Below are 24,451 nucleotides of genomic sequence, written 5' to 3'. Positions count from 1 at the left end.
TCTTCAGCACCGTGCCCCCACCATCGACAGGCATGACTGCGCAACGGAGGAAGACCAGCCGCCGCAAGCCGCTGACGCGCCGGCGCCGGCTCGGCCGCACGCTGCTGATCACCGGCTGCGCGCTGACCGTGATGGCGGGCGGCGGCGCCTGGTACGTCTACAAGGACCTGGTCTCCAGCATCGGCAGCTCCAAGGCGCTGGAGGGCGCCGAGAAGTCGAAGCACGGCGATACGAACATCCTGCTGATGGGTCTCGACAGCCGCCGCGACCAGAACGGCGAGGACCTGCCGAAGGAGATCCTCGACAAGCTGCACGCCGGCGCCAGCTCGGACGTCGGCGGGTACAACACGAACACCCTGATCCTGCTGCACGTCCCCGGCGACGGGGGCAAGGCGAAGGCCTTCTCGATACCGCGCGACGACTTCGTCACCCTGTACGGCGTGCCCGGGTTCACCGGGAAGAGCAAGATCAAGGAGGCGTACGGGCTGGCCAAGGCCAAGGTCGAGGACCAGCTCGTCGCCAAGGGGGTCAAGGACAAGCGGCAGCTGGAGCACGAGGGCCGCGAGGCGGGGCGCAAGGCCGAGATCGAGACGGTGCGCAACTTCCTGGGCGTCCCGATCGACCACTTCGCCGAGCTGAACCTGGCCGGTTTCTACCACCTGGCGAGCGCACTGGACGGCGTACCGGTGTGCCTGAAGAAGGCGACGAAGGACTCCTACTCGGGGGCCGACTTCCCGGCGGGCAAGCAGACCCTGAACGGCCAGCAGGCCCTGGCCTTCGTCCGGCAGCGGCACGGTCTGACCATGGGCGACCTGGACCGGACGAAGCGGCAGCAGGCCTTCCTGGCGGGGGCGACCTACAAGCTGAACCAGGCCGGGACGTTCACGGATCCGGTGAAGCTGCTCAAGCTGGTCAATACGGCGAAGGAGGACGTGGTGACCGATGAGGGATGGGATCTGCTGTCCTTCATCAAGCAGGCTAAGAACCTGTCCGGGGGCAATGTGGACTTCACGACACTGCCCATCGAGGGGTTCGACAGGAACCATGGCGCCGAGATAAACGTCGTAGACGATATGAAGATAAAGCGCCTCATTGCCGAGCAGATAGGGCCCAAGGGCACCGCGAGCCCGAGCGCACCGGGCGCCGCTCCCTCCTCACCGGGGACGCCCGCACCGCCCCCGACCACCGGCTCACCGAGTTCGCGCGGCTCCTCGGACGCCCCGAGCACCGCCCCGGCCCCCGCCCCGTCCCAGAAGAGCAGCGGCACCCCCGCCATCGACGGCGGCGGCGTTCCGTGCGTGGACTGAGGCCCATCACGACGTCGGGCGCCCGGCGTCGCACCGAGGCACTGCTGCTGGTCTTCGTCGTCGGCATCGCAGTTTTCGGCCACACCGTGGCGGGCCTGGCGATGAACGACGCGCTGCCGCCCAACCTCACCGGCTTCACGGTCAGCCTGTCGCTGCTGGCCCTGGTGGGGCACCTGGGCATCCGCCGGTTCGCGGCGTACGCGGATCCGCTGATCTTCCCGCTGGCCATGCTGCTGACCTCGCTCGGACTGGTGCTGCTGCACCGCCTCGACCAGGGGTACATCGAGCGCTACAACTCGGTGGCGAACGCGCCGGGGCAGCTGCTGTGGACGGTGATCGGGGTCGCGGCCTGCATCGTCGTGGTGGCGCTGCTGCGCGACCACCGGCTGCTGCAGCGGTTCATCTACATCACGATGGCCGTCTCGCTGGTGCTGCTGATCGCCCCGGCGCTCTTCGGCGCGGACGCGTACGGCGCCAAGCGCTGGATCAAACTCGGCGCGCTGTCCTTCCAGCCCGGCGAGTTCGTCAAGCTGACGATCGCGGTCTTCTTCGCCGGGTACCTGGTCATCCACCGGGACTCGCTGGCCCTGACCGGCCGGAAGTTCCTGGGCATGCGGCTGCCCCCGATGCGCCAGCTCGGCCCGATCATCACCGTGTGGATCGTCTCGATGCTCGTGCTCGTCTTCGAGCGCGACCTCGGCACCTCGCTGATCTTCTTCGGCGTCTTCGTGGTGATGCTGTACGTCGCGACCGAGCGCACCAGCTGGGTGGTGTTCGGCGTACTCATGGCCTCGGCGGGCGCCTTCGTGGTCGGCTCGACCGAGCCGCACGTCAAGGCCCGCGTGGCCGCCTGGCTGGAGCCGCTGTCGTACTACTGGAAGGACCGGCCGCCGGGGGTCATCTCCGACCAGTCGGCACAGGCCCTGTTCAGCTTCGGCACCGGCGGCGTCTCCGGCACGGGCCTCGGCAGCGGGCACCCCGAGCTGATCGCCTTCGCGGGGCGCAGCGACTTCATCCTGACCACGGTCGGCGAGGAACTGGGCCTGGCCGGGGTCATGGCCGTGCTGCTCCTGTACGGGCTCCTCGTGCAGCGGGGCCTGCGGATGGCGCTCGACGCCCGCGACCCGTTCGGCAAACTCCTGGCGGTGGGCCTGGCCGCGGCGCTGGCCCTCCAGGTCTTCGTGGTGGCGGGCGGCGTGACGGGCCTGATCCCCCTGACGGGCAAGGCCCTGCCGTTCCTGGCCAAGGGCGGCTCGTCCCTGCTGGCCAACTGGGTCATGATCGCCCTGCTCCTACGCATCAGCGACAGCGCGGAACGCCAACGCGAGGCCGACTCCCGCGACCCGGCGGAAACGACGATCACGGCGGGGGTGGGGGCGGGGGTGTAGGGCGGGGGTTGTCGGGATGGAGCGGCTGGCGGGGGTGTGAGGGGCGGGCCGGGAGCGGGGTTTTGCGGTGCTGCTCCTGGGCGGGGGCGTTGACGGGTTTGGGGGTTTCCCGTCAGTCCCAGCGTCTCTCCGTGTCGGTCCGCCCTGTCAAGGGCGCTCCCTGCGGTCGCGTCGCTGCGCGATGGCCTTCGGCCACCCTTGACAGGCCGGCCCGCCACGGAAAGACAGGACTGTCGGGAACCCCCCAAAAGAACGGGCCGGGTGCCGATCCATGCCTTCCCGGCCCGGAACTCCCATGCAGGGCGAAACCCGCCTGCGGGGACCAAAGACGACCCCAACCTGCCCCAAACAGCGGTGAAATGACCCTGGCGGGGGGTCAGGCGCCCCAAATCGCTACGCGCTCCTCCATGACGGCGTCAGCGACCCTCTTGGGCTGGACATAAGCCGCCCACAATCGCTACGCGCTCCCCGCCAACCGCGACCGACGACCGCCTGTGGCTGGACATAAGCCGCCCACGACCATCAGATCCTCTCCCTGACGGCGACCCACGACCGTCCGTGGCTGGACATAGGCCGCCCAAGACCATCAGATCCTCTCCCTGACGGCGACCCACGACCGTCCGTGGCTGGACAGAGGCCGCCCACGACCATCAGGCCCACTCATCAACGGCGACCGACGACCGTCTGTAGCTGGGCAGAGGCCGCCCACAGCCATCAAGCCTTCCCATCGACCGCGACTGACCCTCGTCTGCGGCTGGTCATGGGCCGACCACGACCCTCACGCCCCTCAACGACGGAGACTGACACCCGTCTAGGGCCGGGCAGAGCCCGCCCACGACTTTCAGGTCCTCCCACCGCCCGCGACTGGCCCTGGTCTGGGGCTGTTGTGGTTTGTGGGGCCCGTTGGGGCCTGCCGGAGGGTGGAAAGCGGTCCAGGTGGAGCGTGAGGCCGGATCCGTCAACCTCAGACTCCGTCAGAGGCCCACCGGCCTCCCAACAGCCTCAAAATGGCCCCAGTCAGCCGCATTTGGGCGCCACCATCCTGGATTTGGCCCTGTGGGGGCCATCTCAGCCCCTAGCAGCCGGCAGTCGCCGCCTCGGAGGAGCACGAGCAATCGTTGGCGGCCTATGTCCAACCCCAGACGGTCGCTGACGCCGTCCTGGAGGAGCGCGTAGCGATTGTGGGCGGCCTATGTCCAGCCCAAGAGGGTCGGAGACGCCGTCGGTGAGGAGCGCGAGCGATCGTTGGCGGCCTATGTCCAGCCCAAGAGGGTCGCTGACGCCATTCGCGAGGAGCGCGTAGCGATTGTGGGCGGCTTATGTCCAACCCCAGACGGTCGTCGGACGCCATTCGCGAGGAGCGCGTAGCGATTTGGGGCGCCTGACCCCCCGCCAGGGTCATTTCACCGCTGTTTGGGGCAGGTTGGGGTCGTCTTTGGTCCCCGCAGGTGGTTCCGCCCTGCATGGGAGTTCCGGGCCGGGAAGGCATGGATCGGCACCCGGCCCGTTCTTTTGGGGGGTTCCCGACAGTCCTGTCTTTCCGTGGCGGGCCGGCCTGTCAAGGGTGGCCGAAGGCCATCGCGCAGCGACGCGACCGCAGGGAGCGCCCTTGACAGGGCGGACCGACACGGAGAGACGCTGGGACTGACGGGAAACCCCCAAACCCGTCAACGCCCCCGCCCAGGAGCAGCACCGCAAAACCCCGCTCCCGACCCGCCCCTCACACCCCCGACCCGCCACACCCCCGCAAAACCCCGCTCCCCGCCCGACCCGCCCCTCACACCCCCACCAGCCGCCCCGCCGTCCCGACACCCCCGCCCTACAAGTAATCCTCCAGCCGCCCGATCCGGTACCCCTGTTCCTGGATCCGCTGGAGCATGCGCGTCGTCATCTCCACCTCCGTCGCGCCCTTGAGTTCGGACGGGCCGCGGAAGTGGGCCAGGATGATGTCGCCCGGCTTGAGGGCGGAGCCCTCGGCGTACTGGAAGTTGTTGATCTGCATCGACACGCGCCACAGGACGAGCTGCGAGACGCCGCACTCGGAGGCGGCCTTGAGGGTGTCGTCGTTGTAGTTCCCGTACGGCGGCCGGAACCACGGCGGCTTGGTGCCGAAGCGTTTCTCCAGGCGTTCCTGCTGGCCGCATATCTCCTTCTTCTGCGCCGCGAAGGGCAGGGTCCGGAGGTTCGGGTGCGTCAGGGTGTGGTTGTTTATCGTGCTGCCGGAGCCGTTGTCGCGGAGCTTCTCGAAGTGGCCGTAGTCCGACGAGGCGATGCTGTCCGTCAGGAACATGCTGATCGGCAGTTTGAGATCGGCCGCCATCTTGAGGAACTCGGGGCTCTTCTCGGCGCCGTCGTCGAAGGTCAGGAAGACTATTTTCTCCCCGCCCGGCATGGGTATTCGGTCCGTCACCGGGACCTTGCCCGGCTTGGCCGGCGGGAGCTGGGGTTTGGCGGCGGGCTTGGGGGCGTACTGGACGGGGGCGGTCAGGCCCCATTTCCGGTACGCCTCGTCGCCCGGAGCCGCTGCCGCCGCCGACCCCGACGGCGAGGCGGAGGCGGAGGCGGACGGCGAGTCCGGCTTCTCCTCCATCGCCTTGCGGCCCAGCCGCTCGATGGGTTCGACGCTGTCCCCGCACCCCGACAGGGACAGCGCGAGCGCGCCGGCCACCAGCGTTCCGGCTACCAACCGGCGCGCGTACCTCACAAGTAGTCCTCCAGGCGAGCCACGGCATACCCCTTGTCCGTGACGGTCTTCATGACATGACGGATCATGTCAGGCATCGTGCCCTTCCAGTCCTCACGGCCCCGGAAGTGCGTGAGGATGATGTCACCGGCGTGCAGATCGCGGTCCCATTCGCGCCAGTCCATGCGGTTCGGGAAGGCCTCGGCGTTCCACAGCGGCACGGCCTTGATCCCGCAGGACTTGGCGGCCCGCAGCGTGTCCTCGTTGTAGTTCCCGTACGGCGGCCGGAAGAGCGTCGGCCGCTTGCCGAACTGCTTCTGGATGGTGTCCTGCTGGCCGCAGATCTCCTGGCGCTGCTTCTCGTACGAGAGCGCCGGCATGTACCGGTGGTTGAGGGTGTGGTTGTTCAGGGAGACGCCGGCGGCCTGCATCTCCTTGAAGTACGGGTAGTTGTCCTGCACCAGGTAGTCGCTGAGGAACGCGGTGTACGGAATCTTCAGCTCCTGCATCATCCTCAGGAACTCGGGGTCCTTCTCCGCACCGTCGTCGATCGTCAGGAAGACGACCTTGTCCTCGGTCGGCACGGTGGTGAAGACCGGCGGCAGGTTCTCCTGGTCCTCGACCTCGAAGCCCTCGCGCGTGGTGATCTCGGGCTTCTCCTTCGGCGCCGCCGGGGCCATCAGCGGCGGCTTGACCAGGCCCCACTTCTTGGCGGCGACGATCCGCGCCGCCTGGGCGGCCTTCAGCTTCTCGGCATAGCCGCCGAGCGCACCGGCCGCGCCCGCCTCGGCGCCCTTGGCGGCCTTGGCCTTCGCCGCCTTGTCCGGCGCGGACTCCGTGGAGCCGCATGCCGTTCCGAGGGCCGCGACCAGCAGTGCGGCCAGTGCCACCCCGAACCGGCCGCGCGGACCCGCCGCGAACCGGTGACCTTGTTGCGTCTTATGTTCCTTTTGTCCGACTAGCTGCATAGCTGCGCATCCTGGCATCCGACACGCCCCCGTTACGGCCGACACCGCGAACGGAATCCGACCTTCCTCCGAGTGGCGCACAGCAGACGACAATGGAGCCGTGACCCCCGAAGACTTCGCCGCGCTCCTCACCCCCGAGGGCCTCGCCCTCCTCGACTCGCTCCGCGCCTACGACCCCGCCCAGGAGCTGGCCGTCGCCACCCGGCTGCGCCGCGAGCACCCCGCCGGGCTGGTGTCCGCCGCACTCGGCCAGGCCCGCCTGCGGCAGCGCGCGGTGGCGAAGTTCGGGCCCGAGGACGCCTTCCGGATGTTCTTCACCCCCGGCGGAGGCGAGATGGCCACCCGCGCGTCCGTGGCCTCGTACCGCGCCGAGCGGCTCGCGGCCCTCGGCGTACGGAGCGTCGCGGACCTGTGCTGCGGCATCGGCGGGGACGCCCTCGCCCTGGCCCGGCTCGGCATCCGGGTGCTGGCGGTGGACCACGACCCGCTGACCGCCGCCGTCGCGCGCGCCAACGCCGGGGCGCTGGGGCTGGCGGACCTGATCGAGGTCCGGGAGGCGGACGTGACGGAGGTCGACGTGTCCTCGTACGACGCCGTCTTCATCGACCCGGCCCGGCGCGGCGGGCGCGGCCGGATCTTCGACCCCGAGAGCTACTCTCCGCCGCTGTCCTGGGCCGTGGAGACCGCCCGCGGTGCCAAGTACGCCGCCATCAAGATCGCACCCGGGATCCCGCACGAGGCCGTCCCCGCGGAGGCCGAGGCCGAGTGGATCTCCGACCAGGGGGACGTCAAGGAGGCGGTGCTCTGGTTCGGCACCTCGCCGGGCGAGATCCGCGCCACCCTGCTGCCCGGCCCGCGGGCCCTGCACACCGCCGACCCGCTGCCGGACCCGGAGGCGGGGACCGTGGGCCGCTGGCTCTACGAGCCCGACGGCGCCGTCATCCGCGCCCACCTCGTCGCCGAGGTGGCCGAGCAGCTCGACGGCCGGCTGATCGACCCGACCATCGCCTACATCACCGCCGACGAGCTGCGCGCGACGCCGTACGCGACGGCGTACGAGATCACCGACGTGCTGCCCTTCGGCCTGAAGAAGCTGAAGGCGCTGCTGCGCGAGCGCGGGGTCGGCATCCTGACCGTGAAGAAGCGCGGCTCCGCCATCGAACCCGAGGAGCTGCGCCGGAAGGTCAAGCCGCAGGGGCCGAACTCCGCGACCGTGTTCCTGACCCGGGTGGCCGGGGCCCCCTCGATGCTGATCGGCGCGCCGGCACCGATGCCGGTGTCTGCGCCTGCGCCTACCCCTGCTCCTACGCCGTAGGACGGCCGCCGCGGAAGGCGCGCACCGCCCACCGGTAGTGCGCGCCCGCCTTGCCCAGCCCCAGCAGGCCCGTGATCCACAGGATCATGCCGAGGCCCATGTAGTACGCGACTTCTGCGTACGTCTCCTCGCCCGGCCGCGCCGACACGGCGACCCCGAAGGTCACCCAGAGCCCGAGCACGCCCAGTGCGAAGGAGGTCAGCAGCCAGGCCAGGCTCCGCCCCGGCGCGCGGACCCCGGAGTCGGCGGCCGGATCCCGGCACAACTCGGCCCAGGCGCACAGCAGCTGCCGGACCTGGCGGTCGCGTCGGGCGCCGGAGGCGAGCCAGAACCCGGCCGGGACCAGTACGCCCACGCCGAGCGTGACGAAAACGAGGCCGAGGAGGAAGGAGACCGGGTCCCCCTCCTCGAAGGCCATCAGGCCCATGCCGACGAAGGACCAGCCGAGCGCGAAGACCGCCGACACCGTCCAGAGCAGCAGCAACCGCCCCAGCCCCAGGCTGCGTCGGCCGAGCTCGCGCAGGAACCGGGCCCGGTCGGCCCGTACGGCGGCCTCGTCCATCCAGTCGCGCAGGTGCGCCGGAGGGGGCGGCGGCGGCAGGTCACGGGAAGGCATGGGCATGACCATAGCGGCAGGCGTTCGAGATTCGCCTGAAGCCCAGCTCCGGGCCCGGCTCCGGGCTCCGGGCGCCGACCGCCGACCGCCGCCGAAGGCTCAGCCCCCGTCGGCCTCCACCGACTCGAACCGCCAGCGGTGCACCGCCCGCGTGATCAAGTCGGCTGCGGGTTCCGGGAGTTCGGGAAGGTCCGCAGCCACCCCCTCGGACGTCTCCCACCACGTGATCACGAGCACCCGGTCCTGCGGGGCCCTGAACACCTCGCGCCGCACGGGCTCCCGGGCGAGCACCCGCGAACGGGCCCACTCCAGCAGCTCGTTGCCCCGGCCCGGCACCGCCCGGGCCTCCCACATCAGCGCGACCGTGCTCATGAGTACAGGTTGTCCTTGCTCAACTCGTGCACGTGGTCGTGGTCGTGGCCGTGCGAGTGGCCCTGCGCATGCGCGGTTCCCGGCACGTGCGGGTCCGTCACCGGCAGCGAGGAGTCCGCCGACAGGTCCCAGTCCGAGGCCGGCCGGTTCCGCCTGACCATCTCCGCACCCAGCGCCGCCACCATCGCGCCGTTGTCGGTGCACAGCTTCGGCCGCGGCACCCGCAGGATGATCCCCGCGTCGTCGCACCGCTCCTGCGCGAGCGAGCGCAGCCGCGAATTGGCCGCCACACCGCCGCCGATCATCAGGTGGTCGACGCCCTCGTCCTTGCACGCGCGGATCGCCTTGCGCGTGAGCACGTCCACCACGGCCTCCTGGAAGGACGCCGCCACATCGCGCACCGGCACCTCCTCGCCGGCCTTCCGCTTCGCCTCGATCCAGCGGGCGACCGCCGTCTTGAGCCCGGAGAAGGAGAAGTCGTACGCCGCGTCGCGCGGCCCCGTCAGCCCGCGCGGGAAGTTGATCGCCTTCGGGTCGCCCTCGCGCGCGAGCCGGTCGATGACCGGGCCGCCCGGGAAGCCCAGCTGCAGCACCCGCGCGATCTTGTCGAAGGCCTCGCCCGCCGCGTCGTCGATGGTCGCGCCCAGCGGCCGTACGTCGCTCGTGATGTCCGGGGCCAGCAGCAGCGAGGAGTGCCCGCCCGACACCAGCAGCGCCATCGTCGGCTCGGGCAGCGGCCCGTGCTCCAGCTGGTCGACGCAGATGTGCGAGGCCAGGTGGTTCACCCCGTACAGCGGCTTGCCGAGCGCGTACGCGTACGCCTTGGCCGCCGAGACGCCCACGAGCAGCGCCCCCGCGAGGCCCGGACCCGCGGTGACCGCGATGCCGTCGAGGTCGCGGGCGCTGACCCCGGCCTCTTTCAGGGCGCGCTCGATGGTCGGGACCATCGCCTCCAGGTGCGCGCGGGAGGCCACCTCGGGCACGACTCCGCCGAAGCGCGCGTGCTCGTCCACGCTCGACGCGATGGCGTCCGCGAGCAGGGTCGTACCGCGGACCACGCCCACGCCGGTCTCGTCGCAGGAGGTCTCGATGCCGAGGACGAGGGGTTCGTCAGCCATGGGTCTCACTTCTTACGGCGTCTTGGTCGGTCGGGGGCAGGGACGTGGCGGGGTCGGCGAGGCGCATCACGAGCGCGTCGACGTTGCCGGGCTGGTAGTAGCCGCGCCGGAAGCCGATCGGCTCGAAGCCGAAGCGCTCGTAGAGCTTCTGGGCCCGGGTGTTGTCCACCCGTACCTCCAGCAGCACCTCGGCGCACTCGAACGCGGTGGCCGCGCGCAACAGGTCGGTCAGCAGCCGGGCGCCGAGCCCGGTGCCCCACTGGTCGCGGGCGGCCGCGATGGTCTGTACGTCGGCCAGGTCGCCGGCGGCGGCCAGCCCGGCGTAGCCCACGAGGCGGCCCGTCGGGTCTTCGGCGACGACGTAGCGGCGGGTTGCCTTGGGGCCGCGGGCCTGTGCGAGCTCGGACCAGAACATGCCGGCCGACCAGGCGTCCTCGGGGAACAGCTCGTGCTCCAGCTCCAGCACCGGGTCGATGTCCCACCAGCGCATCTCGCGCAGCACCACGGTCGAGGAGGTCACTTGGGGGTGACCACCTTGTAGTTCTTGGGCACCTCGGCGTCGGGCCTGCGCAGGTAGAGCGGGCTCGGAGGCAGGCCCGCGCCGTTCTCGAACTCGGCGCCGGCCGCCAGGCGCTCCGCGGCGAGGGCCGCCAGTGCCCCGGCCGACTGGTGCTCGGGGGCCCGCGCGTCCGGGAACACGTCCGGGTAGAGCAGCGCGCCCTGCCCGACGGCGGGCAGGCCCGCGACCCGCTCGGCGATCTCGGCCGGCCGGTCCACCGAGGGCCCGTCGACCCGGGTGCGCGGGTCCTCGTAGCGCGCCCAGTAGACCTCCTTGCGCCGCGCGTCGGTGGCGACGACGAAGGGGCCCTCGACCCCGGCGAGGCCCGCGGCGTACGCGAGCCCGTCGAGCGTGCACAGCCCGTGGACGGGCACGCCGAGCACGGCGGCGAAGGTGGAGGCGGTCACGAGGCCGACCCGCAGCCCGGTGTAGGGGCCGGGACCGACGCCGACGACGATCCCGGTGACGGCGTCGAGTTTCAGCCCGGCCTCGGCGAGCACCTTGTCCACGGAGGGCAGCAGGAGCTCCCCGTGGCGGCGGGCGTCGACCTGGTTCGACTCGGCGACGACGGACTCCCCGTCGTGCAGGGCGACGGTGACGGCGGGCGTGGCGGTATCTACGGCAAGCAAGAGCACGCGAACAGCCTACGACTCCGGGGGCGGGCAGCCTTGCGGCCGGTGTCCGGGCGACCCGGCTGCTACCTTCGACGCAGGTGTTCCAGGGGAAGCGCGGAGAGGTGGAGCAAGGTGGCACGCAGTAGCTCGGGAATCGTGGCCGGGCTCACCGCCGCGGCAATCGCCGCCGTCGGCTTCCTCGGCTACCAGGCCTCCGCCACCGCGCCCGCGCACCCGCCGAAGGCCGCCGGGCAGAGCCAGGCCCCCGCCCCCAGCCAGTCCCCCGCCAAGCAGGACCCGGCGAAGCCGGTGCCGCTGCCGGACGGATCGGGCAGCGGGGTGCGCGTCGTGTACTCGGTGGGCCTCAAGCGGGTGTGGCTGGTCGGCGACGCCGCGGGCCAGGAGCCCAAGTCCTTCGCGGTGGTGCCGAGCACGGTGCACCCGAAGCCGGGCACCTACGCGGTCGCCTCGCGGTCGGGCGCGGTCACCGGTTCGGACGGGGTGCCGATCGAGCACGTCGTCCGCTTCGCGACCCCGGAGGGGGTCGCGGTCGGCTTCAGCGCCCGGGTGGACGGCCAGTTGCCGGAGCCCGATCCGAACAAGAAGACCGGCGGCATCCGCATGGCGCGCGCGGACGGCGACGCGATGTGGAACTTCGCGACGATCAACTCGAAGGTGGTCGTCGTCCCCTGACGCCCTGACACCCTGACACCCCGGGGGCCGTTCCGCTCCGTGCGGACTTCACCCGGACGTGGGACCTCAGGCGGCCTCGGACTCCGGGGCCGCCTCTTGCGCGTCCGGCCCGTCCGCCGGGCCCTGCGGGTCCGCGTGGTCTTCCGGCTCGTCGAGGTGCCGGCGCGCGGGCGGGGTCGACACCGCGGTCGCGGCCGCGCCCGCGGCGAGCAGCGCCCCCATGGACACGGCGGACGGGCGGGGGTCGCGCTGTACTCCTGCGGCTGCCGACATGGTGTGCCTCCTGGCCCGGGCCGGCCTGTACTTAGGTAGGCCTAACCAGCCCTCGGTACCATGTCACCACGTGCGCCTCTGTCAGCGCAATATGTTGCCGACGAGTTGTCGGTACGTTCCCGGGCTACTCCGCCTGCGCGGGGGCCAGGGCCACCAGCGCGTCCGCTCCGGACCAGCGCGTGCCGACCCCGCGCACCACGACCTCGCGCACGTCGTCCAGGACCTCCTCGTGGCCGACCGCCCGCTTGATCACCACGTGCAGCCGGTCGTCGGACAGCTCCTCCACCTTGCCGTCGCCCCACTCGACGACGACCACGGACTCGGGCAGCGAGACGTCGAGGTCCAGGTCCTCCATCTCGTCCAGCCCGCCGCCCAGCCGGTACGCGTCCACGTGCACCAGCGCCGGACCGCCGACCAGGGACGGGTGCACCCGGGCGATCACGAAGGTCGGCGAGGTCACGGCCCCGCGGACGCCGAGGCCTTCGCCGAGGCCCCGGGTCAGGGTGGTCTTGCCCGCGCCGAGCTCGCCGGTCAGCAGGACCAGGTCGCCGGGGCGCAGCACGCCGGCGATCCTGCGGCCGAGCTCCCGCATGGCATCGGGGGAGTCGACGGTGATGTGGGTCTCGGCGTCAGGCCCCTGCGCCTGCTCCGGAGCCGGACTGGGCTGCGCTTCCCGCGGTACTTCTTCCATGCCCGCCAACGTTAGCCGGTACGGAGACCGCTCCGGTGCGCGCCAGCAGGTCGGTCAGCAGCCCCGTCACAGTGTCGGGGTGCTCCAGCATCATCAGGTGTCCGGCGTTCTCCAGCACGACCAGTTCGGCGGAGGGCAGGGCGTCCTTGATGGCCTGGCTGTGGGCGGCCGGGGTGACCATGTCGTGGTCGGCGGCGATCACGGTGACGGGGATGTCCGCGAACCGCTGGAGCGCGGCCGTCTTGTCGTGCGTCTGGAAGGCCGGGTAGAACTCGGCGACGACGTCGATGGGCGTGGCCTCGATGAGCCGTTCGGCGAACCGGGCGACGCCGGGGTCGACGTCGCGCGAGCGGAACGAGTACATCTTGATCATGCCGGCGAAGAGGTCGGCAGTGGCCCGGCGGCCCTTCTCCACCAGCTCCACCTGCGAGCCGAGCGCCTTGAGCACGCCCGGCAGGAAGCGCCGTACCGCGCCCATCCCGACGGCGGGCAGCCCGTACGTCACCTCGCCGAGGCGGCCGCTGGAGGTGCCGACGAGCGTCACCCCGACCACGCGGTCGCGTACGAGCTCGGGGAACTGCTCGGCGAATCCCATGATGGTCATACCGCCCATCGAGTGACCGACCAGGATCAGCGGGCCCTCGGGGGCGGCGGCGTCGATGACGGCCTTCAGGTCGCGGCCGAGCAGCTCGAAGCTCACCGGTTCGCCGTCGGCCTGGCCGAGGCCGCGCGCGCTGCGGCCGTGGCTGCGCTGGTCCCAGTAGACGGCGCGGACCAGGCCGCGCATGGCCGCCCGCTGGAAGTGCCAGGAGTCCTGGCCGAGGCAGTAGCCGTGGCAGAACACCACGGTCGGCGGGGCGGCGGCCTTGCGGAGCAGCCGGCGCCGCTTGCCCTCCTCGGGCAGCTCGTCGACCTCGTAGTACAGCTCGGTGCCGTCCTCGGCCCAAGCGGAGCCCTCGGCCCCGCGCAGGGACCCGTAGTCCCCGGTGGAGTCCAGTGCGAGGCGCGCCTTCATGCGCATGCCCCTCCCGACGGTGATCCGTTCGACCGCGACACCGGCGGCCGCGCCTGCGGCTATCACTCCGATGGCGGCGCCGGCCCAGCCGGCCTTGCGCCAGTTCTCGCTCACGCCGTCCTCACTCAGCCGTCGACTCGGCCATTTCACCCGTTGCGGTACACCCGGGGTACGCGGCTCCCGATACGAGTGACGATCTCATACGCGATCGTGTGTGCCGCTTGAGCCCAGTCCTCGGCGGTGGGCTCGCCGCGCAGGGCGTCGCCGAAGATGACGGCCTCGTCGCCGGCCCGCACGTGCTCGTCGCCGTCGAGGTCGACGACGAACTGGTCCATCGCCACGCGTCCGGCGGCCTGCCGGATCCTGCCGCCGACCAGGACCGGGCCGCGGCCGGAGGCGTGCCGCGGGACGCCGTCGGCGTACCCGGCGGGGATCAGCGCGAGACGGGTGTCGGACTCGGTGACGTAGTGGTGCCCGTAGCTGACGCCGTGCCCGGCGGGAACCTCCTTGACCAGGGCCACGGAGGCCTTCAGGGCCATGGCCGGGCGCAGTCCGAGCTGTTCGGGGGTGCCGAGCTCGGGGGCGGGCGAGACCCCGTAGACGGCCAGCCCGCAGCGCACCAGGTCGAAGTGGCTCTCGGGCAGGGTCAGGGTCGCGGGCGAGTTGGCGATGTGCCGGACCTCGGGCTCGATGCCCTCCTTCTCGGCGTACGCGAGCATGTCGCGGAAGGCGGCGAGCTGGAGCGTGATGGAGGGGTGGCCGGGTTCGTCGGCGCAGGCGAAGTGCGACCAGATTCCGGTGACGTGGACGGTGCCCTCGGCCTGCGCGGCGACGGCGGCGCCGACGAGCTCGGCCCAGTCGGCCGGCTGGCAGCCGTTGCGGCCGAGGCCGGTGTCGGCCTTGAGCTGGATCCTGGCCGTACGGCCCGTCGCGCGCGCGGCGGCCCGTACCTCCTCCAGGGCCCACATCCCGCTGACGGAGACGTCCAGGTCGGCCTCGACCGCCTCCCGCCAGGGCCCGCCGGGGGTCCACAGCCAGCACATGACGCGCCCCTGGATCCCGGCGGCGCGCAGCGCGAGCGCCTCCTCGGGGGTGGCGGTTCCGAGCCAGGTGGCGCCGGCTTCGAGGGCCGCCCGGGCGCAGGGGACGGCCCCGTGCCCGTAGGCGTCCGCCTTGACGACGGCCATCACTTCGGCCCGGGGCGCCCGCTCGCGCAGTGCGCGTACGTTCCCCCGCACAGCGTCAAGATCGATCTCGGCGTACACGCGCGTCGGTGTCTCGTTCATCCCCCACAGTCTCTCAGAACCCACCGCCGGGCCCCTGCCGACTGCGCGGGCAGACGGCATCAGCCGAGATCCAGCCTCGCCAGGGGGTCCCCGGACGGAGTCTGGGGAGTTCGAGGCGCGGGGTCTGGGGCGGAGCCCCAGGAAACGGAGAAAGGGCGGGGCGGGGAGCAGCTCCGCGCAGCGGCACCCCGCACCCCCGGACGGCACCGGCCCAGCCCCGCCGTGCCGGCGTCAGCGCGAGACGTCGCGCCACGCGTCCGGCAGGGCCTGCGCGACCTGGTGGGCCAGCAGGGGCGCCCCCGAGGCGCCGCGCCGGGCCGCCAGCCCGTGGAGGTACGCCGCCACCGAGGCGGCATCGGCCCCGGGCAGTCCCGCCGCCAGCAGCGAGCCGCCCAGGCCGGACAGCACGTCCCCGCTGCCGGCGGTGGCCAGCCACGGCGTGCCCGTCGGGTTCACCCGCACCGCACCGCCGCCGGAGGCGACCAGCGTGGTCGACCCCTTCAGCAGCACCGTCGCGCCGTACCGCCCGGCCAGTTCCCGTACGGCGGCGAGCCGCCCGGCCTCCACCGATTCCCGCGCGACCCCCAGCAGCGCCGCAGCCTCGCCCGCGTGCGGGGTCAGCACCGTCGGGGCCGCGCGCTCCCGCAGCGCCCCGGAGTCCAGCCCGCGCAGCCCGTCGGCGTCCACCAGCACCGGCACCGGCTCCGCGAGGCACCGCGCGACCTCCCCCGCGCGCCCCTCGCCGAGCCCCGGGCCGACCACCCAGGACTGCACCCGCCCGGGCCCGATCAGCACCTCGGGGTAGCGCGCCAGCACGGCTTCGGCCGCCGGTCCCACGTACCGCACCGCACCCGCGCCGCCGCGCAGCGCGCCCGCCACCGCGAGCACCGCCGCCCCCGGATACTGCGCCGACCCGGCGACGACCCCGACCACGCCCCGCCGGTACTTGTCGCTCGACGCCGTCGGCACCGGCAGCAGCCGCGCCACGTCGGCGTGCTGCAGGGCCTGCGCGTCGGGCGCGCCGAGGGCCAGCCCGATGTCCACGAGCCGCAGCGCCCCCGCCCGCGAGGCCCCCGGGTCGATCAGCAGCCCCGGCTTGTACGCCCCGAAGGTGACCGTGACATCGGCCCGTACGGCCTCCCCCGCCACTTCTCCGGTGTCCGCGTCCACCCCGCTCGGCAGGTCCACGGCGACCACGACCGCACCCGCGGGGATCTGCTCCACCAGCGCGGCCGCCGCCGGCCGCAGCCCGCCCCGGCCGCCGATCCCGACGAGCCCGTCCAGCACCAGGTCCACCCTGCCCCCCGGCACCCGCTCCGCCAGCCGGCCCCCGGCGGCCCGAAGCGCCGCCAGCCCGCCCGCGTGCACCCGCTCGGGGTCCATCGGGACCGCGGTCACCCCGGCTCCGCGCCGCGCAAGGCGCGCACCGGCGTGGAGGGCGTCGCCGCCGTTGTCCCCGGGGCCGACCAGCAGCACCACCCGCGCCCCGTAGACCCGCGTCAGCAGCCCCGCGCAGACGGCGGCGAGCCCGGCCGCGGCCCGTTGCATCAGTGCCCCGTCCGGCAGCCGCCGCATCAACTCCCGCTCGGCGGCCCGGACCTTCTCCACGCTGTAAGCAGTACGCATGCCACCACCCTGCCCGCTACCCCTCCGCGATCACCACCGCGGAGGCGACCCCGGCGTCGTGGCTCAGCGACACGTGCCAGGACTTCACGCCCAGCTCCGCGGCGCGCGCCTCGACCGTGCCGGAGACCCGCAGGCGCGGCTGCCCGGTCTCCTCCAGGTACACCTCGGCGTCGGTCCACAGCATCCCGCCGGGCGCGCCGAGCGCCTTGGCCAGGGCCTCCTTGGCCGCGAACCGCGCGGCGAGCGAGGCGACTCCGCGCCGCTCGCCGCTCGGCAGCGTCAACTCGGCATCGACGAACAGCCGCCGCGCGAGGTTCGGCGTGCGCTCAAGCGCACCGGCGAACCGATCGATCTCGGCAACATCGATACCCACACCAATGATCACGACCACAAACCCGCTTCGCTCGGTCCACCGCTCACTCCACGGTGACGGACTTTGCGAGGTTACGCGGCTGGTCCACCTCGTTGCCCCGCGCCGTCGCCAGCTCGCACGCGAACACCTGCAACGGCACCGTCGCCACCAGCGGCTGCAGCAGCGTCGGCGTCACCGGGATGCGGATCAGGTGGTCGGCGTACGGGACGACCGCCTCGTCGCCCTCCTCGGCGATGACGATCGTGCGGGCCCCGCGTGCGCGGATCTCCTGGATGTTCGACACGATCTTGTCGTGCAGCACCGACCGCCCGCGCGGCGACGGCACGACCACCACCACCGGCAGGTCCTTCTCGATCAGGGCGATCGGCCCGTGCTTGAGCTCGCCCGCCGCGAAGCCCTCGGCGTGCATGTACGCCAGCTCCTTGAGCTTGAGCGCGCCCTCCAGGGCCACCGGGTACCCGACGTGCCGCCCCAGGAACAGCACGGTGTCCTTGTCGGCGAGGGAGCGCGCCAGCTCCCGTACCGGCTCCATGGTCTCCAGTACGGTGTCCACCGCCGCGGCGATGTCCGACAGCTCCCGGATCACGGCCTGGATCTCGTCGCCCCACTTCGTACCCCGTACCTGCCCGAGGTAGAGGGCGACCAGGTAGCAGGCCACCAGCTGCGTCAGGAACGCCTTGGTGGAGGCGACGGCGACCTCCGGACCGGCGTGGGTGTACAGCACCGCGTCCGATTCGCGCGGGATCGTCGAGCCGTTCGTATTGCAGATGGCCAGCACCTTCGCACCCTGCTCGCGCGCGTGCCGCAGCGCCATCAGGGTGTCCATGGTCTCGCCGGACTGCGAGATCGCGACGACCAGCGTCCGCTGGTCCAGGATCGGGTCGCGGTAGCGGAACTCGCTCGCCAGCTCCGTCTCGCACGGGATGCGGGTCCAGTGCTCGATGGCCAGCTTCGCGATCATGCCCGCGTGGTAGGCCGTACCGCACGCCACGATCACGACCTTGTCGACCTCCCTGAGCACCGAGGCGGGGATGCGCACCTCGTCCAGGGTCAGCGAGCCGCTCGCGTCGATCCTGCCCAGGAGGGTGTCGGCGACGGCCTTCGGCTGCTCGGCGATCTCCTTGAGCATGAAGTAGTCGTACCCCCCCTTCTCGGCCGCCGAGGCGTCCCAGTCCACGTGGTACGCCCGCACCGACGCGGCCGAACCGTCGAAGTTGGTCACCGTGACACCGTCGCGGCGGAGCTCGACGACCTGGTCCTGGCCCAGCTCGATCGCGGACCGGGTGTGGGCGATGAACGCTGCCACGTCCGAGGCGAGGAAGTTCTCGCCTTCTCCGACGCCCACCACCAGGGGCGAGTTCCGGCGCGCGCCGACGACCACGTCGGGCTGGTCGGCGTGCACCGCGACCAGCGTGAACGCCCCGTCCAGCCGCCGGCACACCCGCCGCATGGCCTCCGCGAGGTCCCCGGCCGAGGACGCGAAGTGCTCGGCCAGCAGGTGCGCCACGACCTCGGTGTCCGTCTCGGACTCCAGCCGGTGCCCGCGCTCGGCCAGTTCGGCGCGCAGCGCGGCGAAGTTCTCGATGATGCCGTTGTGCACGACGGCCACGCGCCCCGAATTGTCGAGGTGGGGGTGCGCGTTGGCGTCGGTGGGGCCGCCGTGCGTCGCCCACCGGGTGTGTCCGAGCCCGGTGGAGCCCGCGGGCATCGGGTGCCCGACCAGCTCCTTCTCCAGGTTGACCAGCTTGCCGGCCTTCTTGACGGTGGCGAGCTCCCCGTCGGCGAGCACGGCCACGCCCGCCGAGTCGTAGCCGCGGTACTCCAGCCGCTTGAGTCCGGCGATGACCACATCGAGCGCCGACTGCGCTCCCACGTAACCCACAATTCCGCACATAGGCCGCAGCGTACGCCGTAGTTGGGCTCCTGCCCCGTACCCGAACAAGACGAAACCCCGCCCGGCGAATGCGCCGGAGCGGGGTTGACGCTCGCCGGGGAAAGGTCAGCCGAGCTTCTTCAGCTGCGCGTCGACGATGTCCTGGGGAACCGCAGTCTTGCCCGTGAAGGAGACGCTCTGGACGGTCACCAGGGTGGCGCCCCTACGGACGGCGACGATCGGGCTCTGCATGGTCTCGCCGTCCTCCTCGATGACCAGGGTCCAGGCCGCGACCTCGTCGCCGCCGGTGGCGGTCGCCGGGGTGACCGACTTGATAGTGGTCTTCTCACCCTCCTCGGTCACGACGAACCCGCCGGCGCAGTCCGCACCGGCCTTCTTCAGCGATGCGAACGCGTCGGCGGCACCCTTGCCCTCGTAGGAGGCGAGCCTGAGGGCCATAATGCCGCTGCTCGTCGGGTCGCCCGCGATGGTGGGCTCGCTCGCACCGAGGCGCGCCACACCTGCGGAGACCGTACCGATCGGGGCCAGACCGCCGACCAGGGCCAACGGCTGGCACTCCGGCTTGTCCGACGTGACATCGGCGGCCGCGGAAACGTCCCCTGCCTCAGGGTTCCGGATCTTGTGCTTCGGCACGTCACCGTCGGCCAGCACCGCCTTCTCCAGCTCCGCCTCCGTGAGCGCCTTGACAGCCGGGGCCGACGGGGCGGACGGAGAAGGAGCCGCGGAAGGCTTGACGTCGTCCTTCTTCGCGTCAGCCTTGTCGGAGCCGCCACAGGCGGTGGCGAGCAGCGCCAGGGACACGGCCGAAGCGGTCAGGACGGTACGGCGGACGAGTGCGGTACGCATGATGTTTCCCCACAGGAAAAGCGGCAAAGAGCAGCACTCGGCGGCGCCCCGGAAGAGCGCGCCGTCAAGAACCGCGGTGATGACCAGCACGCTACGGGGCGCGGCTGCTTCGAAAGCCCCCCTGGGTGCCACCACCACGCATCGTGACCGGCATGAGACCCCAGGGCCCTCCAATCGATACCGCCCTCGGTACAACCGCCTCGGCCACGTGACCGACCACACCACCCACAACCGGCCCCGACCCCCGACAATGGCCGTGTGATCACTTCGCCGCCACGAAGCACGCCGGACAGCGCAACGGAGCGCACCGACCGGGCCGGGCGCCCTGCCCACCGCCGGGCCGACGCGTCCCCGTACGTCGACCTCACCCGCGCCGAGTGGAGCGCCCTGCGCGAGCGCACGCCCCTGCCCCTCACCGCCGACGAGGTCGAGCGGCTGCGCGGCCTCGGCGACGTCATCGACCTCGACGAGGTCCGCGACGTCTACCTGCCGCTCTCCCGCCTCCTCAACCTCTACGTCGGCGCCACCAGCAACCTCCGCGGCACCCTCAACACCTTCCTCGGCGACGCCGGCAACGGCCACGGCGCCCAGCAGGGCACCCCCTTCGTCATAGGGGTCGCGGGCTCCGTCGCCGTCGGCAAGTCCACCGTGGCCCGTCTGCTCCAGGCCCTCCTCGCCCGCTGGCCCGAGCACCCCCGCGTGGAGCTGGTCACCACCGACGGCTTCCTCTACCCCATGAAGGAGCTCCAGCGGCGCGGGCTCACCTCCCGCAAGGGCTTCCCGGAGTCCTACGACCGCCGCGCGCTCACCCGGTTCGTCGCCGACATCAAGGCGGGCAAGGACGAGGTCACCGCGCCCGTCTACTCGCACCTGATCTACGACATCGTCCCGGGCGAGCAGCTCGTCGTACGCCGCCCGGACATCCTGATCGTCGAGGGCCTCAACGTCCTGCAGCCGGCCATGCCCGGCAAGGACGGCCGCACCCGCGTCGGGCTCGCCGACTACTTCGACTTCAGCGTGTACGTGGACGCGCGCCCCGAGGACATCGAGCGCTGGTACCTCAACCGGTTCCGGAAGCTGCGCGAGACGGCCTTCCAGAACCCCTTCTCCTACTTCCGCAAGTACACCCAGGTCTCCGAGGAGGAGGCCCTGGAGTACGCGCAGACGATGTGGCGGACCATCAACAAGCCCAACCTCCTGGAGAACGTGGCCCCCACCCGCGGCCGCGCCACGCTCGTCGTCCGCAAGGGTCCCGACCACAAGGTGCAGAAACTGAGCCTGCGCAAGCTCTAGGGTGCGGGCATGCTGCATCTGCGGATGATCACCCCGCACCACCTCACGGACCAGGTGGTGTCACTGATCGACCGGACGGTCGGAACCACCCACCTGGTCGTACTGACCGGCGTCGCCCGCAATCCCGAGGGCGACGTCGTGACGTGCGACGTGGCCCGCGAGGCGGCGGACGAGCTGCTGCAGGAGATGCGGTCCCTCGGCATCGACCAGAGCGGGTCGATCGCGGTCGAGAACATCGACCTCTCCATCTCCAAGCGCGCCGACGAGGCGGAGGAGGAGGCCCCGGGCGAGGCCGCCGACGCGGTCATCTGGGAGCAGCTCGCCGAGTCGACCCACGAGGAGTCGACCCTCACGATCACCTACAGCGCCTTCCTGATCATCGCCACGATGATCGCGGCCTGCGGTGTGGCCCTGGACAACGCGATCCTGATCGTGGGCGCCATGGCGGTCGGCCCGGAGTTCGGCCCGCTCGCCGGCATCTGTACGGGCCTCGTGCAGCGCGAGCCGCGGCTCGCCGCGCGCTCGCTGGTCGCCCTGCTGGTCGGTTTCGCCGCGGCCATCGTGGCGACGACCGTGTTCAGCCTGGTGATGGACTCGATCGGCCAGTTCCAGCCGGGGATGCTCGACAAGCCCCGGCCGAACACCAGCTTCATCTGGCAGCCGGACCCGTTCTCGTTCGTCGTGGCGGTGCTCGCAGGCATGGCGGGGATGCTGTCGCTGACGTCGGCGAAGTCGGGTGCGCTGGTCGGCGTGGCGATCTCCGTGACGACCGTCCCGGCGGCCGCCAACGCCGCCATCGCCCTCAGCTACGGCGAGTTCGGCCAGATGTGGGGATCGGCCGAGCAGTTGCTGCTCAACCTGCTCGGCATCATCATCGCCGGGACGCTCACCCTCGTCGCCTGGAAACTGCTGTGGCGCACCCAGCAGAGCCGGATGATCCGGAAGCCGGGCGCGCCACGGGGCGGTACCAACAAGTAGGGCCGGGAGGGGGCCCGGGGGCGATCTAGCCGAGGGCCGACTTCACGACGTCCGCGAGCCGCCCCGCCACCGCGCGGGCCTGCTCGATGTCGGCGGCCTCGACCATCACCCGAACGAGCGGCTCCGTACCGGACGGACGGAGCAGCACCCGGCCGGTGCTGCCGAGCTCGCGCTCCGCGTCGGCGACCGCCGCGGCCAGCTCGCCCGAGGTCGCGACCCGGGACTTGTCGACGTCGGGGACGTTGATCAGCACCTGCGGCAGCCGCCGCATGACCCCGGCCAGCTCCGCCAGCGACTTGCCGGTCGCCGCGACCCGCGCCGCCAGCAGCAGGCCGGTCAGCGTGCCGTCACCGGTGGTCGCGTGGTCGAGGATGATCACGTGGCCGGACTGCTCGCCGCCCAGCGCGTAGCCGTGCTCCTTCATCGACTCCAGCACGTAGCGGTCGCCGACCCCGGTCTGCACGACCTGGATGCCCTCGGCCTCCATGGCCAGCTTGAAGCCCAGGTTCGACATGACGGTGCCGACCACGGTGTTCTCGCGCAGCTGTCCGGCCTCGCGCATGGCCAGGGCCAGCACCGCGAGGATCTGGTCGCCGTCGACCTCGGCGCCGGTGGCGTCCACGGCCAGGCAGCGGTCGGCGTCGCCGTCGTGGGCGATGCCGAAGTCGGCGCCGTGCTCGACCACGGCCGCCTTGAGCAGCCCGAGGTGGGTGGAGCCGCAGCCGTCGTTGATGTTGAGGCCGTCCGGCTCCGCGCCGATCGTGACGATCTCGGCGCCGGCCCGGGCGAAGGCCTCGGGTGAGACGTACGCGGCCGCGCCGTGCGCCTCGTCCAGGACGACCTTCAGGCCTTCGAGGCGGTTGGGGAGGACCCCGATGAGGTGGGCGACGTACTTCTCGAAGCCCTCGGTGTAGTCGGAGACCCGGCCGACGCCCGAGCCGGTGGGCCGGTCCCAGGGAGCTCCGGTGCGGTGCTCCTCGTAGACGGACTCGATGCGGTCCTCCAGCTCGTCGGCGAGCTTGTGGCCGCCGCGCGCGAAGAACTTGATGCCGTTGTCGGGCATGGCGTTGTGGCTGGCCGAGAGCATCACGCCGAGGTCGGCGCCCAGCGCACCGGTGAGATACGCCACCGCCGGGGTGGGCAGCACACCGACGCGCAGGACGTCCACGCCCGCGCTCGCGAGGCCCGCGACGACCGCGGCCTCCAGGAACTCGCCGGAGGCCCGGGGATCTCGGCCGACCACGGCGGTCGCGCGGTGGCCCGCGAAGGTTCCCGCCTCGGCCAGTACGTGTGCGGCCGCCACGGAGAGGCCGAGCGCGAGCTCAGCCGTCAGATCCGCGTTGGCGACGCCTCGTACACCGTCCGTCCCGAAGAGTCGTCCCACTGTTGTCCTCCCGAGTTCACGCTTCGCTTGTGACCGCTTGTGACAGTAATTTGCCGCTTGTGGCGGTAAACGAACCGCCCCGACAGCACGGAGAGTGCTGCCGGGGCGGTTTGTTGCAGAACAGCAGGCGCAGATTAACGCTTGCTGTACTGCGGAGCCTTACGGGCCTTCTTGAGACCGGCCTTCTTGCGCTCGACCGCACGGTCGTCGCGGGAAAGGAAGCCGGCCTTCTTCAGCGCCGGGCGGTTGTTGTCAACGTCCGCCTCGTTCAGCGCACGGGCCACGCCGAGGCGCAGGGCGCCGGCCTGACCGGAGACGCCGCCACCCGAGATGCGGGCGATGACGTCGTAGCGACCGTCGAGCTCCAGGAGCTTGAAGGGCTCGTTGACTTCCTGCTGGTGCACCTTGTTGGGGAAGTAGTCCTCAAGGGTGCGACCGTTGATCTTCCACTTGCCGGTGCCCGGAACGATCCGGACGCGGGCGATGGCGTTCTTGCGACGGCCCAGGCCGGCAGCCGGCTGGGGGTCGCCGAAGCGACCGGCAAGGGACTCGGAGGTGTAGTCGCCCTCGACGGCGTCCACAGACTCGGTGGTGTACTCCTCGACGTTGCCCTCGAACTCTTCGACGGTCGTCTCGGCGGTGGTCTCGGCCACGATGCTCCTCAGAATTTTCTACGTCTTAGGGGGTGGCCGGAACTACTGCGCGACCTGGGTGATCTCGAACGGCACCGGCTGCTGGGCAGCGTGGGGGTGCCGGTCGCCCGAGTAGACCTTCAGCTTCGAGAGCATCTGACGGCCCAGGGTGTTCTTGGGGAGCATGCCCTTGATGGCCTTCTCGACGGCCTTCTCCGGGTTGTTCGCGAGGAGGTCGTCGTAACGCACGGAGCGGAGACCACCCGGGTAGCCGGAGTGGCGGTACGCCATCTTCTGGGACGCCTTGTTGCCGGACAGGTGAACCTTGTCGGCGTTGACGATGATGACGAAGTCGCCCATGTCCATGTGGGGGGCGTAAGTCGGCTTGTGCTTACCCCGCAGGAGGGCAGCGGCCTGGGTCGCCAGACGGCCGAGGACAACGTCCTGGGCGTCGATGACGAGCCACTGGCGCGAGATGTCGCCGGGCTTGGGGCTGAACGTACGCACGCGTATGCCTTCGCTTCTTC

General features: G+C 71.6%; 24 protein-coding genes. 6 read left to right on the top strand and 18 right to left on the bottom strand.

Features of this window, described 5'->3' with window-relative positions; translation table 11 throughout:
• The first annotated feature begins 32 nt into the window (after positions 1 to 32).
• Both AB0M99_RS12780 and AB0M99_RS12775 read left to right on the top strand, forming a co-directional pair.
• Positions 33 to 1,307, top strand: coding sequence for an LCP family protein (locus AB0M99_RS12780; protein ID WP_365919456.1), 1,275 nt, complete (start codon positions 33 to 35; stop codon positions 1,305 to 1,307).
• Entirely contained in the window at positions 1,295 to 2,695 is a 1,401-nt protein-coding gene (locus AB0M99_RS12775; protein WP_365919454.1) for an FtsW/RodA/SpoVE family cell cycle protein, read from the top strand. The genes AB0M99_RS12780 and AB0M99_RS12775 overlap by 13 nt, the downstream gene beginning before the upstream one ends.
• Before the next feature lie 1,819 nt (positions 2,696 to 4,514).
• Here the strand turns inward: AB0M99_RS12775 and AB0M99_RS12770 are convergent.
• Positions 4,515 to 5,399 (bottom strand): polysaccharide deacetylase family protein, encoded by an 885-nt coding sequence (locus tag AB0M99_RS12770; RefSeq protein ID WP_365919452.1) that lies wholly within the window; start codon positions 5,397 to 5,399, stop codon positions 4,515 to 4,517.
• Positions 5,396 to 6,268: a polysaccharide deacetylase family protein gene (locus tag AB0M99_RS12765; protein WP_365919451.1), complete on the bottom strand. Its 873-nt coding sequence runs from the start codon at positions 6,266 to 6,268 to the stop codon at positions 5,396 to 5,398. Before AB0M99_RS12765 ends, AB0M99_RS12770 begins: the two co-directional genes overlap by 4 nt.
• A gap of 178 nt (positions 6,269 to 6,446) precedes the next feature.
• Between AB0M99_RS12765 and AB0M99_RS12760 the strand changes: the two genes are divergently transcribed.
• On the top strand, positions 6,447 to 7,661 hold the full coding sequence (locus tag AB0M99_RS12760; protein ID WP_365919449.1) for a methyltransferase domain-containing protein: 1,215 nt from the start codon (positions 6,447 to 6,449) through the stop codon (positions 7,659 to 7,661).
• Here the strand turns inward: AB0M99_RS12760 and AB0M99_RS12755 are convergent.
• From AB0M99_RS12755 to tsaB, 5 genes are all read right to left on the bottom strand, one after another.
• A complete protein-coding gene (locus tag AB0M99_RS12755) occupies positions 7,651 to 8,277 on the bottom strand; it encodes a hypothetical protein (protein ID WP_365919447.1) in 627 nt (208 codons plus the stop codon). The two genes, AB0M99_RS12760 and AB0M99_RS12755, sit on opposite strands and share 11 nt — an antisense overlap.
• Before the next feature lie 99 nt (positions 8,278 to 8,376).
• A complete protein-coding gene (locus tag AB0M99_RS12750) occupies positions 8,377 to 8,649 on the bottom strand; it encodes a hypothetical protein (protein ID WP_365919445.1) in 273 nt (90 codons plus the stop codon).
• On the bottom strand, positions 8,646 to 9,767 hold the full coding sequence (tsaD, locus tag AB0M99_RS12745) for a tRNA (adenosine(37)-N6)-threonylcarbamoyltransferase complex transferase subunit TsaD (protein WP_365919443.1): 1,122 nt from the start codon (positions 9,765 to 9,767) through the stop codon (positions 8,646 to 8,648). The genes AB0M99_RS12750 and tsaD overlap by 4 nt, the downstream gene beginning before the upstream one ends.
• Positions 9,760 to 10,287 (bottom strand): ribosomal protein S18-alanine N-acetyltransferase, encoded by a 528-nt coding sequence (gene rimI, locus AB0M99_RS12740; RefSeq protein ID WP_365919441.1) that lies wholly within the window; start codon positions 10,285 to 10,287, stop codon positions 9,760 to 9,762. The genes tsaD and rimI overlap by 8 nt, the downstream gene beginning before the upstream one ends.
• Complete coding sequence (gene tsaB, locus AB0M99_RS12735; RefSeq protein ID WP_365919439.1) at positions 10,284 to 10,961, bottom strand: tRNA (adenosine(37)-N6)-threonylcarbamoyltransferase complex dimerization subunit type 1 TsaB; 678 nt, start codon at positions 10,959 to 10,961, stop codon at positions 10,284 to 10,286. Before tsaB ends, rimI begins: the two co-directional genes overlap by 4 nt.
• Before the next feature lie 111 nt (positions 10,962 to 11,072).
• On the opposite strand from tsaB, the gene AB0M99_RS12730 reads away from it, so the two are divergent.
• Complete coding sequence (locus AB0M99_RS12730; protein ID WP_365919437.1) at positions 11,073 to 11,633, top strand: hypothetical protein; 561 nt, start codon at positions 11,073 to 11,075, stop codon at positions 11,631 to 11,633.
• A gap of 66 nt (positions 11,634 to 11,699) precedes the next feature.
• Here the strand turns inward: AB0M99_RS12730 and AB0M99_RS12725 are convergent, their stop codons facing one another.
• From AB0M99_RS12725 to AB0M99_RS12690, 8 genes are all read right to left on the bottom strand, one after another.
• A complete protein-coding gene (locus AB0M99_RS12725) occupies positions 11,700 to 11,906 on the bottom strand; it encodes a hypothetical protein (RefSeq protein WP_365919435.1) in 207 nt (68 codons plus the stop codon).
• 124 nt (positions 11,907 to 12,030) lie between these two features.
• Entirely contained in the window at positions 12,031 to 12,597 is a 567-nt protein-coding gene (gene tsaE, locus AB0M99_RS12720; protein WP_365919433.1) for a tRNA (adenosine(37)-N6)-threonylcarbamoyltransferase complex ATPase subunit type 1 TsaE, read from the bottom strand.
• Positions 12,536 to 13,726 carry an alpha/beta hydrolase gene (locus AB0M99_RS12715; RefSeq protein ID WP_365919431.1) on the bottom strand — a complete coding sequence of 397 codons (1,191 nt, stop codon included), beginning with the start codon at positions 13,724 to 13,726 and terminating at the stop codon, positions 12,536 to 12,538. The genes tsaE and AB0M99_RS12715 overlap by 62 nt, the downstream gene beginning before the upstream one ends.
• A 32-nt stretch (positions 13,727 to 13,758) precedes the next feature.
• Positions 13,759 to 14,898, bottom strand: a complete 1,140-nt coding sequence (gene alr / locus AB0M99_RS12710; RefSeq protein WP_365919429.1) for an alanine racemase — start codon at positions 14,896 to 14,898, stop codon at positions 13,759 to 13,761.
• Between the two features lie 231 nt (positions 14,899 to 15,129).
• Positions 15,130 to 16,524, bottom strand: a complete 1,395-nt coding sequence (locus AB0M99_RS12705) for an NAD(P)H-hydrate dehydratase (RefSeq protein WP_365919428.1) — start codon at positions 16,522 to 16,524, stop codon at positions 15,130 to 15,132.
• Between the two features lie 16 nt (positions 16,525 to 16,540).
• The gene (locus tag AB0M99_RS12700) at positions 16,541 to 16,909 is read right to left on the bottom strand and encodes a holo-ACP synthase (RefSeq protein ID WP_365919427.1); all 369 of its coding nucleotides are present in this window, start codon (positions 16,907 to 16,909) and stop codon (positions 16,541 to 16,543) included.
• A 31-nt stretch (positions 16,910 to 16,940) separates the two neighbouring features.
• A complete protein-coding gene (gene glmS / locus AB0M99_RS12695; protein ID WP_365919425.1) occupies positions 16,941 to 18,791 on the bottom strand; it encodes a glutamine--fructose-6-phosphate transaminase (isomerizing) in 1,851 nt (616 codons plus the stop codon).
• Positions 18,792 to 18,896: 105 nt separating this feature from the next.
• Positions 18,897 to 19,637 (bottom strand): hypothetical protein, encoded by a 741-nt coding sequence (locus tag AB0M99_RS12690; protein ID WP_365919423.1) that lies wholly within the window; start codon positions 19,635 to 19,637, stop codon positions 18,897 to 18,899.
• Between the two features lie 258 nt (positions 19,638 to 19,895).
• On the opposite strand from AB0M99_RS12690, the gene coaA reads away from it, so the two are divergent.
• Both coaA and AB0M99_RS12680 read left to right on the top strand, forming a co-directional pair.
• Entirely contained in the window at positions 19,896 to 20,930 is a 1,035-nt protein-coding gene (coaA, locus tag AB0M99_RS12685) for a type I pantothenate kinase (protein WP_365919422.1), read from the top strand.
• A gap of 9 nt (positions 20,931 to 20,939) precedes the next feature.
• Complete coding sequence (locus AB0M99_RS12680; RefSeq protein WP_365919421.1) at positions 20,940 to 21,908, top strand: TIGR00341 family protein; 969 nt, start codon at positions 20,940 to 20,942, stop codon at positions 21,906 to 21,908.
• A gap of 25 nt (positions 21,909 to 21,933) precedes the next feature.
• Here AB0M99_RS12680 and glmM read toward each other — a convergent pair whose 3' ends face one another.
• From glmM to rplM, 3 genes are all read right to left on the bottom strand, one after another.
• Positions 21,934 to 23,292: a phosphoglucosamine mutase gene (glmM, locus tag AB0M99_RS12675; RefSeq protein ID WP_365919419.1), complete on the bottom strand. Its 1,359-nt coding sequence runs from the start codon at positions 23,290 to 23,292 to the stop codon at positions 21,934 to 21,936.
• Positions 23,293 to 23,426: 134 nt separating this feature from the next.
• Positions 23,427 to 23,945 (bottom strand): 30S ribosomal protein S9, encoded by a 519-nt coding sequence (gene rpsI / locus AB0M99_RS12670; RefSeq protein ID WP_365919417.1) that lies wholly within the window; start codon positions 23,943 to 23,945, stop codon positions 23,427 to 23,429.
• 42 nt (positions 23,946 to 23,987) lie between these two features.
• Positions 23,988 to 24,431: a 50S ribosomal protein L13 gene (rplM, locus tag AB0M99_RS12665; RefSeq protein WP_365919416.1), complete on the bottom strand. Its 444-nt coding sequence runs from the start codon at positions 24,429 to 24,431 to the stop codon at positions 23,988 to 23,990.
• Positions 24,432 to 24,451: the final 20 nt, after the last annotated feature.

Origin of the sequence: Streptomyces sp. NPDC051183, assembly GCF_040682455.1 — a bacterium.
Classification (GTDB): domain Bacteria; phylum Actinomycetota; class Actinomycetes; order Streptomycetales; family Streptomycetaceae; genus Streptomyces.
The sequence above is the reverse complement of the archived record's forward strand: the minus strand, read 5'-3'. Positions and strand labels throughout refer to the sequence as shown.